Genomic DNA, 14,612 nt, shown 5'->3' with positions numbered 1-14,612 from the left:
CATCCGCATCAATGCGGGCTTCCAGCCCGATGCCTATCAGGCGTTCCTGGAAACCGGCGCCAGGCTGGGCGGCAAGGCCATCCTGGTCGGCGTGGACGACGAGGACGAACAGCGCCGCGCCGATAATTACGCGCGTTTCTGCGAGGCGGCCCTGCCTTATGGCCTGCGTCCCAATGTGGAATTCATGCCCTGGACCGCTGTGAAAAACCTCAATGACGCCTACCGCATGGTGCAGCAGGCCGGCGAGCCGGAAAACGGCGGCATCCTGATTGATGCGCTGCATTTCGGCCGTTCCGCCACGACGCTCGAAGACGTGCGCGCGCTGCCTCGCCAATGGATGCAATACGCGCAGATCTGCGACGCACCTGCCATCGAGAATCCGACGCTGGAAGACTATATCCACGCCGGCCGCGTTGAACGCCTGTTGCCGGGCGAGGGTGGTATCGACGTCCAGGGCCTGTGGAACAGCCTGCCCGAGGGGCTGCCGGTCAGCGTGGAATTGCCGACGCAATCGCGTGCGCACCTGAGCCCGGTGGAATGGGCGGCCATGACGCTGGATGCTGCCAAGCGCGTGGTGGCGGCACGCCACTGAGCGTGCAGGGCAGGCGTGCGCCCGACGGTTAACGGGGGGTTGCGCACCTGCCCGACTTGCGGGCCGCCGGCCCGGGCTTGGGAAAGACGCGGGCGCATAGAAAATCAACGAATGCCCGCACCTTCGGCGAAGGATGTTTGCTGGCCGGCCAGAGCACATGAAAAACCCCGGAGCAGGCCATGTGCTCGGACAGCACGGGCTGTAGACGTCCGTCCGCCAGATGCTCCCGGACCGAAAAATCAGGCAGATAGGCAATGCCCAGTCCCTGCAGGGCGAAGCACAGCCGCGTTTCCAGGTTGTTGCAGATCATCGAATTCGGCAGTTGCAGTTCCGGTTCGCCCGGCGCCAGCCGCAGCGGCCATTTTTCCAGCTTGCCGCTGTTCGGATAGCGATAGTGCAGGCAGCGGTGCTGCAACAGGTCTTGCGGCAGCGCTGGTGCGCCTGCGCGGGCCAGGTAAGCCGGCGAGGCCACCAGCAGGGCGCTGAAATTGCCCAGCTTGCGCGCCGACAGGCGGGAATCGGTAGGCGTGCCGGTCCTGACCACCGCATCGAAACCTTCTTCTATCACATTGACCAGGCGGTCGGTGAAGTCCAGGTCCAGCTCGATGTCCGGGTACTGGCGCATGAATTCGCCCATGACGGGCAGGATCAGGGAGCTGGCCGAAGGCAGGCTGACCCGCAGGCGGCCACGCGGGGCGCTGCTGGCTTGCGACAGTTCCTGTTCTGCTGCCTCGATTTCCGCCAGGATGCGCCGGCTGCGTTCCAGGAACAGCGTGCCTTCGGCAGTCAGTGCGACGTTGCGAGTGCTGCGGTGGAACAGCCTGACGCCCAGCTTCTCCTCCAGCCGCGCCACGCTCTTGCCAACGGCAGAGGCAGACACCCCCAGCAGGCGGCCGGCTGCGACGAAACTGCGGGTTTCGGCCACTTGTACGAACACCATGAAACCGTTGAGACTATCCAATTTCCACCCGGTTGATTGCGGACATTAATGTCCTTTCAAAATGGAAATGTAGCCTCTTTTTCTTTAATGCGGGGTTCTCTATCGTGAGGGGGTGATTTGTAGAACAAAGGATTCCCCGTGACTTCCCCATTATTTCCCTTGCGTGCCGGTGCGGCCGGCACGCGTTTTTCGACCCATATCCAGGCAGTGGTGCAGCAGGCGCTCGACGAGCAGCGCCTGGTCGGTGCTGTCTTGCTGGTAGCCCGATCTGGTGAATTGCTGCATCAGCACGCCGCCGGCTGGCGGGATCGCGAGGCCGGGCTGCCGATGTCGGTTGATACGGTGTTCCGTCTGGCATCGGTCAGCAAGCCCATTGTCTCGGTGGCGGCGCTGGCGTTGGTGGCCCAGGGCAAGCTGGCGCTGGATGATGGTATTGCGCAGTGGCTGCCGGGATTCCGGCCGCGCCTGGCCGATGGCCGCGAGGCCGTGCTGACGCCCAGGCAATTGCTGAGCCATACCGCCGGTCTGGGCTACCGCTTTTTCGAGGCCGATGCCCTGGGCCCTTATGCACTTGCGGGCGTGTCCGATGGCATGGACGCATCTGGCATCAGCCTGGCGGAAAACCTGCGCCGCCTGGCCTCTGTGCCCCTGTATTACGAACCTGGCACTTCCTGGGGCTACTCGCTTGCCACTGATGTCCTGGGTGCCGTGATCGAGCAGGTGTGGGGCGGCCCGCTGGACGCGGCGGTGCGGGCGCTGGTGACTGGCCCGCTGGGCATGGAGGACACCGGTTTCCTGGTGCCAGGGCCGGAGCGCCTGGCAACCGCTTATGCGAACGACCAGCCCAGGCCGCATCGCCTCCAGGAAGGTGAGCAGGTAGCGCACCTCGAAGGGATGGCAGGTATCCGGTTCAGCCCGGCGCGTATCCTGGACCCGCAGGCATTTCCGTCCGGGGGCGGGGGCATGGCAGGCAGCGCGGGCGACTTTTTGCGTTTGCTGGAAAGCCTGCGGCAGGATGGCAACGGCCTGCTTCCCGGCGGTCTGGTAGAGGAAATGGGACGGGATCAGACGGCAGGTCTGACGCTGCCCGATGCGCCGGGGCAGGGCTTCGGCCTGGGCTTTTCGGTACTGCGCGATCCGGCGCTGGCGGCCTCCCCGGAGTCCGCCGGCACCTGGCGCTGGGGCGGCGCCTATGGGCATTCGTGGTTCGTGGACAGGGCGCGCGGCTTGAGCGTGGTGGCCTTCACCAATACGCTGTACGAAGGCATGTCGGGGCGCTTCGTGAACGATTTGCGCGATGCCGTCTATCTCTCGCTGGAGCAGGAATGATGGCCGCTGCCACTGGAGATCGCATGCCTGTTGCTGCCTTGCTCGCCCTGGCCATGGGGGCTTTCATTACGGTGCTGACCGAAGCCCTGCCGGCGGGCTTGCTGCCGCAGATGGCGCAGGGGCTGGCTGTGTCCGAGGCCTGGATAGGGCAGACCGTGACCATTTACGCCATCGGTTCGCTGGTTGCTGCCATGCCGTTGACGGCCATCACGCAGGGCATGCGCCGCCGGCCCTTGTTGTTGGCGGCGATCGCCGGTTTTGTCATCGCCAATACCGTGACCGCGTTTTCCACCAGCTATGGCCTGACCATGGCGGCGCGTTTCCTGGCGGGAGTCGCTGCGGGCCTGCTCTGGGCCCTGGTGGCAGGCTATGCGGCGCGCATGGTTCCCGACCATCTCAAAGGCCGGGCCATCGCAATTGCCATGGTGGGAGCGCCGCTGGCGCTTTCCATCGGCATCCCGGCAGGCACTTTCCTGGGCCAGCAGTTCGGATGGCGGATGAGTTTCGGCATCATGAGTGGCCTGGCCCTGGCGCTGATGTACTGGGTGCGCCTGCGCCTGCCGGATTTTCCGGGACAGGCGGCCGGTACCCGCCTGCCTCTGGCCCGGGTGTTCACCATGCCCGGCGTCCGGATCGTGCTGTGCGCCACCCTGGCGTTCGTGCTGGCGCACAACATCCTTTTTACCTATATTGCTCCGTTCCTGGCGGCAGCGGACATGGTGAAGCAGACCGACGTGGTGCTGCTGGTCTTCGGTACCGCTTCCTTGCCTGGCATCTGGATCGTGGGCATGCTGATAGACCGGCATCTACGCCGCCTGACCATCGCCAGCACGCTGTTGTTCGGTGTGTCGGCCTTGGTGCTGGGCATTGTCGGCCCCGCCTGGGGCGGGCCCGCCGTCGTGTATGTCGCGGTGGCGGTCTGGGGGCTGGCGTTCGGTGGCGTGGCGACCCTGTTCCAGACGGCGCTGGCGCAGGCAGCCGGGCCGGCGGCAGATGTGGCGCAGTCCATGCTGGTGACGGCCTGGAACCTGGCAATTGCCGGGGGCGGCGTGGCTGGCGGCATGTTGCTCAGCCAGTTTGGGGTAGGGGCTTTCGCCCCGGTGCTGCTGGGCCTGCTGGCCGTGGCGCTGATTGCAGTCTGGCGCGGCCGTTGCCATGGTTTTCCGGTGGCTGCGCTGTAGCGCCCGCCGGTTCGGCGCGATCTGGGCACAGCGGCCTGGCATACAGGCCAGGCCGCTGGAAATGGTGGGGGCAGACAGACTTTTTCAGACTTCTTGTTACGTAAGCCGGTCCGGGTATTCCCGGAACCCTGCTTTAAAATGCCTGCCCAAACCGCTTCCTTCCTTCGTGCCATAGGAATCTTCATGCCTTATATCGGTCTGGGCCTGCATCTGCTGATCGCCATTTTCTTCGCAGTGCATGCGGTCCGCACACGCCAGCAAATTTTCTGGATTTTCATTTTGCTGTCCTTTCCCCTGCTGGGCAGCGTCATCTACTTCCTCGCCATCTATCTGCCGGAATCGCGCCTGACCCACCATGCCGGCAAGGTGGCGTCGGTGGCGGTCAAGGCCCTGGACCCCGGCCGCGAACTGAGGGCGGCGCAACAGGCCTACGATTACACGCCGACGGCGCAGAACCAGATCCGGCTGGCGACCGCCTTGCTGGAAGCCGGTCAGCCCAAGCAGGCGCTGGAACTGTTCGAGGGCTGCCTCAACGGCGTGTTCTCGGGTGATGCGGAGATTTCCTGGCTGGCCGCCCAGGCGGCCTTCGCCGCGCAGGAAACGCAGACCTGCATCAGGTATTTGCAAGCTATCCGCCAGGCGAATCCGCAGTTCCGCGCCGATGCGGTCAGTCTGTTGCTGGCGCGTGCCTATGCCGCCCAGGGCGACGTGGCCCTGGCCCGCTCTCAATTCCAGGAGTCAGTCACGCGCCACGGCAGTTTCGAAAGCCGGGCGGAATATGCGGTCTGGGCCGCGGGCCAGGGGGATTGGGCCACTGCCGACGCCTTGCATGCGGAATTGAAGACCGTCATTGCGCGCTGGTCGCGTGCGCAGCGGGACATGCACCGCGAGCAGTTGCGGCGACTGGAAACCGCGTTTTCCGGACGGCGCTGAGCCCTGTTCTGGAAACAAAAACATACAAAGAACTGCGCTGATCTGGGTGGCACGGGATGCAAAAACGGCCTCGAATGAGGCCGTTTTTCATGGCGCCGTGGCGGGTGCCAGTCGTGGATTCCATGCAGGGCGCCGATGCGGCGTTGTCCTGCATGGCCGCTGTGCGTTTACAGGCGGTCGCGTACGCGGCGGGCGCGTTCGGGAGAGGACGGGTGCGAGCTCATGATGCTGCTTTCGCCGCCATCGAGTTCCGCCAGCTTTTCAAAGGCGGTAGCCAGGCCCAGACGGTTCATGCCTTTCTGGCCGAGCAGCTCGAAGGAGTAGTCGTCGGCCTCGAATTCCTGGCTCTGAGAGAACTGCGCGTTGATCAGGGCTTCGGTCAGGTTGCCCAGTTCCGATTGGCTCAGCGCGGAGACCGTGCTGTTGCCCGACCCGGTCGCTGCGGTACGGGCGGCATTGACGGCGTAGGCCGTGCGCATGGCCTTCTTGCTGTGGCCCAGGGCGACGTGGCCCATTTCGTGGCCGATCACACCGCGCAGTTCGTCGTCGGTCATCATGTCCATCAGACCCTTGTAGACTCGGATGCAGCCGTTGCCCATGGCCCAGGCATTCACATCGTTGGTCATATAGACCTTGTAGTTGATGCTCTGGCCGTTGAGCGTGACAGGGCCGAAGCCTTGCATGACGCGGTTCAGGCGCTTGGTGTAGGCGCTGGACGCGGGGGCGATCTGCGATTCTGCATCGCTTTGCTTGCAGGCGGCATCAGACAGCTCGACGATGTCGCTGTCGCTCAGGCTGGCAGCGGTATAGGCGCTGGAACCGGCGGACAGCAGGGCGTTCGGGTCCATATTGGCGCAGCCGGCCAGGGCGGCGGCAAGAATCAGGGCGGCAGGATAGCGGAACTTCACGATGGAACTCTCCAGGAGATGGTAGACGCCACCGGACGCACGGGGCGTTCCAGGCGGCAGGCGAATGTAACGGCGGAAGTGTAACCACGCTGCCGCGCTGTCTGCCTATCCTGGCCGGACGCCGAATGTGAACAGATGTGTAAGAGCCGGCAGGCCCGTTTGGTATGTCGGGCGGTCACTTTTTTGATGGCAGCAGCCTGCCGGTTCCCGTCCTTGCCGTGACTCAGTCCAGCCAGCCCAGCAGGGCGCTGCATGCGGCGGCCAGTACGATGCCGGCGGTTTCCGTGCGCATCACCCTGGCACCCAGGCTGACGGGATGGGCGCCATGGCGGCGCGCCAGTTCCAGTTCTGTGTCGGACCAGCCGCCTTCGGGGCCAATGACCAGGCTCAGCGTGTCGGCTGCGCCAGGGCCCGCCTGGCGCAGCCTGGCAGCCAGGGCAGTATCGGCATCCGGGTGGCAGAACAGGGCCAGGCCCGGGGCCAGGCTGGCCAGCGCCTGTGCCAGCGAGCACGGCCGGGCGATTTCCAGCAGGCGGTTGCGGCCGCACTGTTCGCTGGCCGACGTCGCAATGCCGCGCCAGCGGCCCAGGCGTTTTTCCAGGCGTTCGCCTTCCAGCTGCAGCACGCTGCGCTGGGCCGCGACCGGCACGATGGCGCTGACGCCGGTCTCGACGGCTTTCTCAATGACCCAATCCATCTTGTCGCCCGACGGCAGCCCTTGCAGCAGCACGATGCGGCCGGGCAGTTCCGCTTCCCGGGGCAGGTGCGGGCCGGTCAGTGCATAGGCCTGCTTGCCGTCGATATCCAGCGTTGCCGGATATTCGCCGCCAGTGCCGTCGAATAGCACGATGGGGCTGCCCTGGCGCAGGCGCAGCACGCGCAGCGCATGGTGCGCCGGTGCGTCCGGCAACAGGAAGCGGCTGTGGGGCGGGATTTCGGCGGAACAGAAAAAGCGTGGAGCGGACATGACGGCGGGAAGCAAAACCGGAGGCGCTGCCATCTTAGCGTCATTTGCCGGTCCGGAGCGCTCGCGCCGCAGTCCTTTGCGACGGCAACCGGGGGGCTGTCGGGCCAGGTGAACCGACACGGAATGGGGGCTGACGGACTGTCTTGGCCGCAATCGCAGGCAGCGGCTGATGGCGATGTTAAAATCTCCGGTTATTCCTTAGGCTTCTGGCCACGCGCCTTCCGGGGTGTCGTGCCGCATGAGAGTGAGTCGATGACCGAGTCTTCAGCTTCCCCGTCCGTCCTTTCGGCCGCCGTGCGCGCGTTGGCCATGGATGCCGTGCAACAGGCCAATTCCGGCCATCCGGGTGCCCCCATGGGCATGGCGGAAATTGCGCAGGCCCTCTGGCTGCGCCATCTGCGTCATAATCCGGCCGACCCGGCATGGGCTGGCCGCGATCGCTTCGTGCTGTCGAATGGCCACGGCTCCATGCTGATCTACGCCTTGCTGCACCTGACGGGCTACGATCTTCCCATCGAAGAACTGCGCAACTTCCGCCAACTGCATTCGCGTACGCCGGGTCACCCGGAAGTCGGCATCACCCCGGGCGTGGAAACCACGACCGGCCCGCTGGGCCAGGGCCTGGGCAACGCCGTGGGTCTGGCGCTCGCAGAGGCGCTGCTGGCAGCAGAATTCAACCGCCCCGGCCATGCCATCATCGACCATAACACCTATGTGTTCCTGGGCGACGGCTGCCTGATGGAAGGCATTTCCCACGAGGTCTGCTCGCTGGCGGGTACGCTGCGCCTGTCCAAGCTGATCGCGCTGTACGACGACAACGGTATCTCCATCGACGGTAAGGTCGAGCATTGGTTCGCCGACGACACCGCCAAGCGTTTCGAGAGCTACGGCTGGAACGTCATCCGTGCTGTCGATGGCCATGACGTCGATGCTGTCGACGCCGCGCTGGCGCAGGCTCGCCGCAATGCCGAGGCCGGTGCCGGCCCCACGCTGATCATCTGCCGTACTGTTATTGGCAAGGGTTCGCCCAAGCTGGCGGGTTCCGAAAAGGTGCACGGCGCGCCGCTGGGTGCGGACGAAATTGCTGCCACCCGCGCTGCCATCGGCTGGAACCATGCGCCGTTCGAAGTGCCTGCCGATGTCTACGCCGCCTGGGACGCACGCGCCCGTGGCGCCAGCCAGCAGGCGCAATGGCAGGCCGGTTTTGACGCTTATGCCGCCGCTTTCCCTGCCGAAGCCGCTGAATTGCAGCGCCGCCTGGCAGGCAAGCTGCCGGAAGGCATTGAGCAACGCCTGCAGGAACTGCTGCAACGCACGGTTGCCGAAGCGCAGACGGTTGCCACGCGCAAGGCCTCGCAACAGGCCATCACAGCGTTGGTCGAACTGCTGCCTGAAATGCTGGGCGGTTCGGCCGACCTGACCGGCTCCAATTTCACCGACTGGAAGGGCGCTGTCGCCGTCCGCGCGGGCGAACATGGTGTGCAGGGCGGCCGCCACATCAACTACGGTGTGCGCGAGTTCGGCATGGCCGCCATCATGAATGGCGTGGCGCTGCATGGGGGCTTCCTGCCTTTCGGCGGCACCTTCCTGACCTTCTCTGATTATTCCCGCAATGCGATCCGCATGGCGGCGCTGATGAAGCAACGCGTGGTGCACGTCTTCACGCACGACTCCATCGGCCTGGGCGAAGACGGCCCGACCCACCAGTCCATCGAGCATGCCTCCAGCCTGCGCCTGATTCCCAACCTGCATGTCTGGCGTCCGGCCGACACGGTGGAAACCGTGGTGGCCTGGAATACCGCTGTCACGCGTCCGGCCAGCATTGGCATGGATGTGCATGCCGGCGGCCCGAGCGCGCTGCTGCTGTCGCGCCAGAACCTGCCTTTCATCGAACGCGATGCCGAGACGCTCGCGGCAGTGGCGCGTGGCGGTTATGTGCTGCGTGACGCCGCAGGCGCCCGCGCCGTGATCATCGCCACCGGTTCCGAGGTGGCGCTGGCACTGGAAGCACAGAAGCAACTGGCCGAAGCAGGCATTCCGGTGCGCGTCGTTTCCATGCCCTGCACCGAGGTCTTCGACGCCCAGGACCAGGCCTGGCGTGATGCCGTCCTGCCCGTCGACCTGCCCGCCGTGGCAGTGGAAGCCGGCAGCACGGCGCTCTGGCACAAGTATGTCGGCCGCCGTGGCGCGGTCGTCGGCATCGACACCTATGGTGAATCGGCGCCGGCAGGAGTCCTTTTCAAGCATTTCGGCCTGACTGCCGAGAATGTGGCAGCCGCTGTTCAACGCATTCTGTAAATCAAGGAGATTACTGTCATGACCATTCGCGTCGCCATCAATGGCTACGGCCGTATCGGCCGCAACGTTCTGCGTGCACACTACGAAGGTGGCAAGAAACACGATATCGAAATCGTGGCCATCAACGACCTGGGTGATCCCAAGACCAATGCCCACCTGACGCAATACGACACCGCCCATGGCCGCTTCCCCGGTACCGTGTCGGTCGATGGCGACAGCATGGTGGTCAACGGTGATCGCATCCGCGTGCTGGCCAACCGCAACCCGGCTGAACTGCCGTGGGGCGAGCTGGGCGTGGACGTGGTGCTGGAATGCACGGGCTTTTTCACCAGCAAGGAAAAGGCCAGCGCCCACCTGAAGGGTGGCGCCAAGAAAGTGGTCATCTCTGCACCCGGCGGCAAGGATGTCGACGCCACCGTCGTGTATGGCGTGAACCACCAAGTGCTGAAGTCCACCGACACGGTGATTTCCAACGCTTCTTGCACCACCAACTGCCTGGCTCCGCTGGTGCAGCCGCTGCACGCCAAGCTGGGCCTGGTGACCGGCCTGATGACGACTGTGCACGCCTACACCAATGACCAGGTGCTGACCGACGTCTACCACGAAGACCTGCGCCGCGCCCGTTCCGCCACGCAAAGCATGATCCCGACCAAGACCGGCGCCGCCGCCGCGGTCGGCCTGGTGCTGCCCGAGCTGAATGGCCGCCTGGACGGCTATGCCATCCGCGTTCCGACCATCAACGTGTCGCTGGTCGATCTGTCCTTCATCTCCGAGCGCGACACCACGGTGGAAGAAGTCAACGCCATCCTGAAGGAAGCCTCGGAAGGCGCCCTGAAGGGCATCCTGGCCTACAACACCGAGCCGCTGGTTTCGGTGGACTTCAACCACAACCCGGCTTCCAGCACCTTCGACGCCACGCTGACCAAGGTCAACGGCCGTCTGGTGAAGGTGTCGTCCTGGTACGACAACGAGTGGGGCTTCAGCAACCGCATGCTGGACACCACCGTTGCGTTGATGAACGCGGCCTAACGCAAACTCACGGGCGCCTGCCGGCCTGAGCCTGCACGCCGCTACGCCCGCTGTCTTGTGCGCTCCCCCAGGCGGGGCGTGGAGGCAGCGGGCTTTTTCATGTCTTCCCATTGCATCCGGAGCCATCCATGTCCAAGACTCCCTCCACGCTCGCCGTGCTTACGCTGGAAAAGCTGGCGGCCAGCGGCCAACTGGCCGGCAAGCGTGTCTTCATCCGCGCCGACCTGAACGTGCCTTTCGATGACGAAGGCAACATCAGCGAAGACACTCGCGTCCGTGCTTCGGTGCCCGGCATCCGCCTGGCGCTGGACGCCGGCGCTGCCGTCATGGTGACGTCGCACCTGGGGCGTCCCAAGGAAGGTGAACTGAACCCTGAAGACAGTCTGGCGCCGGTGGCGCGCCGCCTGTCGCAGCTGCTGGGCGTGGAAGTGCCGCTGGTGCAGGACTGGATCGACGGTGTTGAAGTCCAGCCCGGCCGCGTCGTGCTGCTGGAAAACTGCCGGGTGAACCCGGGCGAGAAGAAGAACGACGAAAACCTGTCGCGCAAGATGGCGGCGCTGTGCGATGTATACGTCAACGACGCCTTTGGCACGGCGCACCGTGCCGAGGCCACCACGCATGGCATCGCCCGCTTCGCGCCGGTGGCCGCCGCCGGCCCGCTGCTGGCGGCCGAACTGGAGGCCCTGGGCCGCGCGCTGCAAGCCCCGGCACGTCCGCTGGTGGCCATCGTGGCCGGTTCCAAGGTCTCGACCAAGCTGTCCATCCTGGAAGCCCTGGCCGACAAGGTGGACCAACTGGTGGTGGGAGGCGGCATTGCCAACACCTTCCTGCTGGCCATGGGCAAGCCCATCGGCAAGTCGCTGGCCGAGCCGGAGCAGGTCGGCCAGGCCAAGTCCGTGATCGAGCGTATGCAGCAGCGTGGCGCGGCGGTTCCCATTCCGGTGGACGTGGTGTGCGCCAAGCAATTCGGCGCCGATGCAGAAGCCACGGTGAAGTCCGTCGATGACGTCGCCGCCGACGACCTGATCCTGGACATCGGCCCGACATCCGCTGAACAGCTGGCCGGCATCCTGAAGCAGGCCGGTACCATCGTCTGGAACGGACCGGTCGGCGTATTCGAGTTCGATGCCTTCGCCAAGGGAACGGAAGTCATCGCCCGCGCCATCGCCGAATCTCCCGCGTTCTCTATCGCCGGTGGCGGCGACACGCTGGCAGCCATTGCCAAATTCGGCATTGCCGGTGATGTCAGCTATATCTCTACTGGTGGCGGCGCTTTCCTGGAATTCCTCGAAGGCAAGGTACTGCCTGCCGTGGATATCCTGCAGCAACGCGCCAGCGCCTGATCTGCCTTGAGTGACACTGCCTGCCGCGGCCGGGGCGACCCAGCCGCGGCAGGTCTGTTTTCCAGCGCGCCGTGTCGCCACTGATCGCACCGCCGATCTGCACTGCCAGCGAAATGTCTGTGTACCGGATATCCGGCATGAACTGGCCGGATGGCCACGCTGATGGCCACGAAAAAGCGCTGCTTCCTTGCGAAAGCGGCGCTGTCAGGGCCGAACCGGCAGGCGGGACTACTTGCTGCGCTGGGCGCGTCGGGTGGCGCGATTGGGGCTGGCAGGTGTCTTTGCCGGTGCGGCAGCAGGCTGCACCGGGGCGGTGCCGGCGGGGGCAGGGCTGGCCGGTGCGGTGGCGGGCGGCTGGGGAACCGGCGTTGCGGGTGCCGGTTTTGCTGCCGGGACAGGAGCGGCCGCCTTGGCTGCCGTTGTTTTGGTGGCGGTCTTGCGTGCCGGCGCCTTGGCAGGCGCACGCTTGACGGGGGCGCTGGCCTTGGCGGCCGGGGCAGCCTGGGGCGTGGCGGCCACGGCAGCGGCACTCGGGGACGGGGCCGCATCATCCAGCGCAGCGCCCAGCTCCGGCTTGGGATCAGGCAGGGCCGGCTGCCCGCCATTGGTCTTGGCAGTAGCCCAGGGCGCCGGTTCCAGGCCGGGGATGGGCTGCGTTTCGGTGGCCTGAGCCAGGCGGCTCTGCTGGCTGCTGGCCGATGCGGCATTGCCCAGGATCGGGAAACGTGCGGCACGGTCGGCGGCGGATTCAAAAATGGCGCGCATTTCTTCCAGGCGGGCCTGGCTGGTTTCGCCAAGCTTGTCGCCTGCTGCCGTCACGACGCGGATCATCTGCTCGAGCGCCTGGCGGATGTTTTCTTCCGACGCTTGCGACAGCAGGATAGGCATGCTCTGGATGGCGCCATGCATATCGAGCATCATCATCAGGGCCTGTTCGCGCACCATTTCCTTGAAGCGCTCCAGCGTCATGCTCTTGTCGTGGTCGACGCGCAGGCGGCGGATCAGGTTGAAATTGCGCTCGTCGATGGCGCCTTCGCCATGGCCGACATAGACCAGCATGCGGATGCAGGCTTCGCGCAGGCCGCCGCGGCTGACCTGGGCACGCAGGTCTGCCAGCGTCTGCTTGACGAAGTCGCGGTGTTCCGGTGAGACGCCGGGGTGCTTGCGCGGCGGCGCTTCGGGGTGGGCGCCCAGGCCTGCCAGCGTCTGCGCCAGGGGCGAGCCGTACACCGTCATGAACAGTTGCTCGACGATATCGTCGCGGGTGACGCGCCAGATGTCCAGGCCCGAGGAAACGCTGCGCGACAGGATTTCCTGCCAGACCCGGAAAATGTTGTCGGCAGCCACCGGCACGCGCTCTTCGCGGACTTTCTCCGCCAGTTTCGCCGTGCTTTCCGCCAGCGGATTCTTGTCGCTGAAGGCTTCGTACTGCAGGCGCAAAGGATGCAGCACGCGCAGCGTCTCGGCCACGGTGGGCGTGGCCCAGAGCTGCACCCAGGGCTGCATGAAGCGGCGGTACAGGCCCAGGTTGATTTCCGACAGGCGCGCCACGGTGGCGAAGCGGCGGTCGTCTTCCTGGATGGGTTCGATGATCTTGCGTACCTGGTCGAGCTTGCGGCGTTCGAAACTGGCGATATACGGGCCGTCGGTGAGGTCGGCGTTGGGCGTATCGTTCTGCTTGTCGCGGATGATGGCTTCGTAGATGCCTGTGGGCAGTACGTCGATCAGGTCGATGTTGCTGGTGAATTCCTGGTGTTCTTTGCGTGCCACGCTGCCGGATACGAAGATGCCCAGGTGGCCGATGCTCTCATGCACGGCATAGACGATGGTCTGGCCGTGGGCACGGATTTCCTCGTCGTTCTGGTAGACATCGGTGAGCCAGCCCAGCGCCTGGGGCGGGGGGGTGATGTTGTCGCCGCGCGAGCAGAACACGATGATGGGCGACTGGATGTTGCGCAGGTCCAGGCGGATGCCGTCGCTGGTGACCAGCTCGGCGGTGGACAGCCGGTTGCCGACGAACAGGTTGTCGACGATGTACTGGATCTCGTCGCCATTCAGGTACACGTGGCCGCCCCACCATTTCTCGAAGCCCAGGTAGCGCTCGGTTTCGGTGTCGATATTGGCGTACAGGTGGTACTGCTTGTCCCACAGCGTATTGGCGGGATTGAGGAATTCGAAGTTGCGCACCAGCCAGGCGCCGTCGAATTTGCCATGGCCGAGATCGCTGGTCAGCGCCGTCAGCCACGAGCCGCCGAGCAGGCCGCCGAGGTAGCGCATCGGGTTCATGCCACGCCAGCCGGCCCAGTAGGAGAGCGGCGCGCCTGCCAGGATGATGGGGCCGAACAACTCGGGGCGCATGGCAGCGGTCATCATGACCTGCCAGCCGGCCTGGCAGTTGCCGATGACGACCGGCTTGCCTTCCGCTTCGGGATGGCGGGCAATGACGGTTTCCAGGAAAAAGGCTTCAGCGCGCATCACGTCTTCGACGGTCTGGCCCGGTTCAGGATCAGGCAGGAAACCCACGAAATAGCAGGGGTGCCCGGCACGGATGGCTACGCCCAATTCGCTTTCCGGCTTGAAGCCGCCGATGCCCGGGCCGTGGCCGGCACGCGGATCGACGACGACGAAGGGGCGCTTGCGCGGGTCTATGACCACGCCTTCGGGCGGGATGATGCGCGACAGCATGTAGTTCACCGGGCGCGGCAGCGTATTGCCACGGGCGATGACCTCTGATTGCATGCTGAGGACGTTCGGTTCCTGTTGCGCCATGTGTTCCTGGTACTGGTTGCCGCGCTGGCGCATGGCGTCCGCATACAGCACGCTGCGCTGCCAGGCGTCGACAGCGTAGGCCATGGCGGCGGACCAGGGGGTCAGGGAAAACAGGGAGGTCAGGGGCGCGCCCTTGGCCTGGGATGCATCTTGGGATTGGGCTTCCTGCGCCTTGGCTTGCGCGCTTTGGCTGGTGGGCATGGCGGACTCCGTAATGATCAGGACGGCGCCGGTCGGCTCACGGCGCAGCGGGACATGCGTACCTCTCCTGCGATTACATCGCAGAAAATATTGCAATGCAACATCAATATCGTAAAAGCCGG

At 65.2% G+C, this 14,612-nt stretch carries 11 protein-coding genes; 7 read left to right on the top strand and 4 right to left on the bottom strand.

The annotated features are described in order from the left end of the window. The coding region (locus tag EV679_RS15625) for a sugar phosphate isomerase/epimerase family protein (protein WP_130487735.1) at window positions 1-592 on the top strand (592 nt) is incomplete at its 5' end. A 28-nt stretch (window positions 593-620) separates the two neighbouring features. On the opposite strand, the gene EV679_RS15620 is transcribed toward EV679_RS15625, so the two are convergent. Further along, on the bottom strand, window positions 621-1,553 hold the full coding sequence (locus EV679_RS15620; protein ID WP_130487702.1) for a LysR family transcriptional regulator: 933 nt from the start codon (window positions 1,551-1,553) through the stop codon (window positions 621-623). 117 nt (window positions 1,554-1,670) lie between these two features. On the opposite strand from EV679_RS15620, the gene EV679_RS15615 reads away from it, so the two are divergent. From EV679_RS15615 to EV679_RS15605, 3 genes are all read left to right on the top strand, one after another. Further along, on the top strand, window positions 1,671-2,861 hold the full coding sequence (locus EV679_RS15615) for a serine hydrolase domain-containing protein (RefSeq protein WP_130487701.1): 1,191 nt from the start codon (window positions 1,671-1,673) through the stop codon (window positions 2,859-2,861). Further along, window positions 2,861-4,042, top strand: coding sequence for an MFS transporter (locus EV679_RS15610; RefSeq protein WP_068374388.1), 1,182 nt, complete (start codon window positions 2,861-2,863; stop codon window positions 4,040-4,042). Before EV679_RS15615 ends, EV679_RS15610 begins: the two co-directional genes overlap by 1 nt. Before the next feature lie 183 nt (window positions 4,043-4,225). Beyond that, window positions 4,226-4,975 carry a tetratricopeptide repeat protein gene (locus tag EV679_RS15605; RefSeq protein ID WP_130487700.1) on the top strand — a complete coding sequence of 250 codons (750 nt, stop codon included), beginning with the start codon at window positions 4,226-4,228 and terminating at the stop codon, window positions 4,973-4,975. Between the two features lie 167 nt (window positions 4,976-5,142). On the opposite strand, the gene loiP is transcribed toward EV679_RS15605, so the two are convergent. Next, on the bottom strand, window positions 5,143-5,883 hold the full coding sequence (gene loiP, locus EV679_RS15600) for a metalloprotease LoiP (protein WP_462937376.1): 741 nt from the start codon (window positions 5,881-5,883) through the stop codon (window positions 5,143-5,145). Between the two features lie 223 nt (window positions 5,884-6,106). Further along, entirely contained in the window at window positions 6,107-6,850 is a 744-nt protein-coding gene (locus tag EV679_RS15595; protein WP_068374382.1) for a 16S rRNA (uracil(1498)-N(3))-methyltransferase, read from the bottom strand. Between the two features lie 252 nt (window positions 6,851-7,102). Between EV679_RS15595 and tkt the strand changes: the two genes are divergently transcribed. The 3 genes from tkt (at window position 7,103) to EV679_RS15580 (ending at window position 11,520) form a co-directional block, all read left to right on the top strand. Further along, window positions 7,103-9,148, top strand: coding sequence for a transketolase (gene tkt, locus EV679_RS15590; protein WP_068374380.1), 2,046 nt, complete (start codon window positions 7,103-7,105; stop codon window positions 9,146-9,148). A gap of 18 nt (window positions 9,149-9,166) precedes the next feature. Beyond that, window positions 9,167-10,177, top strand: coding sequence for a type I glyceraldehyde-3-phosphate dehydrogenase (gene gap / locus EV679_RS15585; RefSeq protein ID WP_068374377.1), 1,011 nt, complete (start codon window positions 9,167-9,169; stop codon window positions 10,175-10,177). Window positions 10,178-10,305: 128 nt separating this feature from the next. After that, complete coding sequence (locus EV679_RS15580; protein WP_068374374.1) at window positions 10,306-11,520, top strand: phosphoglycerate kinase; 1,215 nt, start codon at window positions 10,306-10,308, stop codon at window positions 11,518-11,520. Window positions 11,521-11,748: 228 nt separating this feature from the next. Here the strand turns inward: EV679_RS15580 and EV679_RS15575 are convergent, their stop codons facing one another. Next, entirely contained in the window at window positions 11,749-14,490 is a 2,742-nt protein-coding gene (locus tag EV679_RS15575) for a DUF3141 domain-containing protein (RefSeq protein ID WP_130487699.1), read from the bottom strand. Between the last annotated feature and the right edge of the window lie 122 nt (window positions 14,491-14,612).

It is taken from the genome of Kerstersia gyiorum (genome assembly GCF_004216755.1).
GTDB classification, from domain to species: Bacteria; Pseudomonadota; Gammaproteobacteria; order Burkholderiales; family Burkholderiaceae_B; genus Kerstersia; species Kerstersia gyiorum.
The sequence above is the reverse complement of the archived record's forward strand: the minus strand, read 5'-3'. Positions and strand labels throughout refer to the sequence as shown.

Bases quoted from the DNA above. Each gene is read 5' to 3' on its own strand.
- gap (WP_068374377.1), top strand. From the start codon at position 9,167: ATGACCATTCGCGTCGCCATCAATGGCTACGGCCGTATCGGCCGCAAC.
- EV679_RS15605 (WP_130487700.1), top strand. From the start codon at position 4,226: ATGCCTTATATCGGTCTGGGCCTGCATCTGCTGATCGCCATTTTCTTC.
- tkt (WP_068374380.1), top strand. From the start codon at position 7,103: ATGACCGAGTCTTCAGCTTCCCCGTCCGTCCTTTCGGCCGCCGTGCGC.
- EV679_RS15575 (WP_130487699.1), bottom strand. From the start codon at position 14,490: ATGCCCACCAGCCAAAGCGCGCAAGCCAAGGCGCAGGAAGCCCAATCC.
- EV679_RS15580 (WP_068374374.1), top strand. From the start codon at position 10,306: ATGTCCAAGACTCCCTCCACGCTCGCCGTGCTTACGCTGGAAAAGCTG.
- EV679_RS15610 (WP_068374388.1), top strand. From the start codon at position 2,861: ATGGCCGCTGCCACTGGAGATCGCATGCCTGTTGCTGCCTTGCTCGCC.
- EV679_RS15595 (WP_068374382.1), bottom strand. From the start codon at position 6,850: ATGTCCGCTCCACGCTTTTTCTGTTCCGCCGAAATCCCGCCCCACAGC.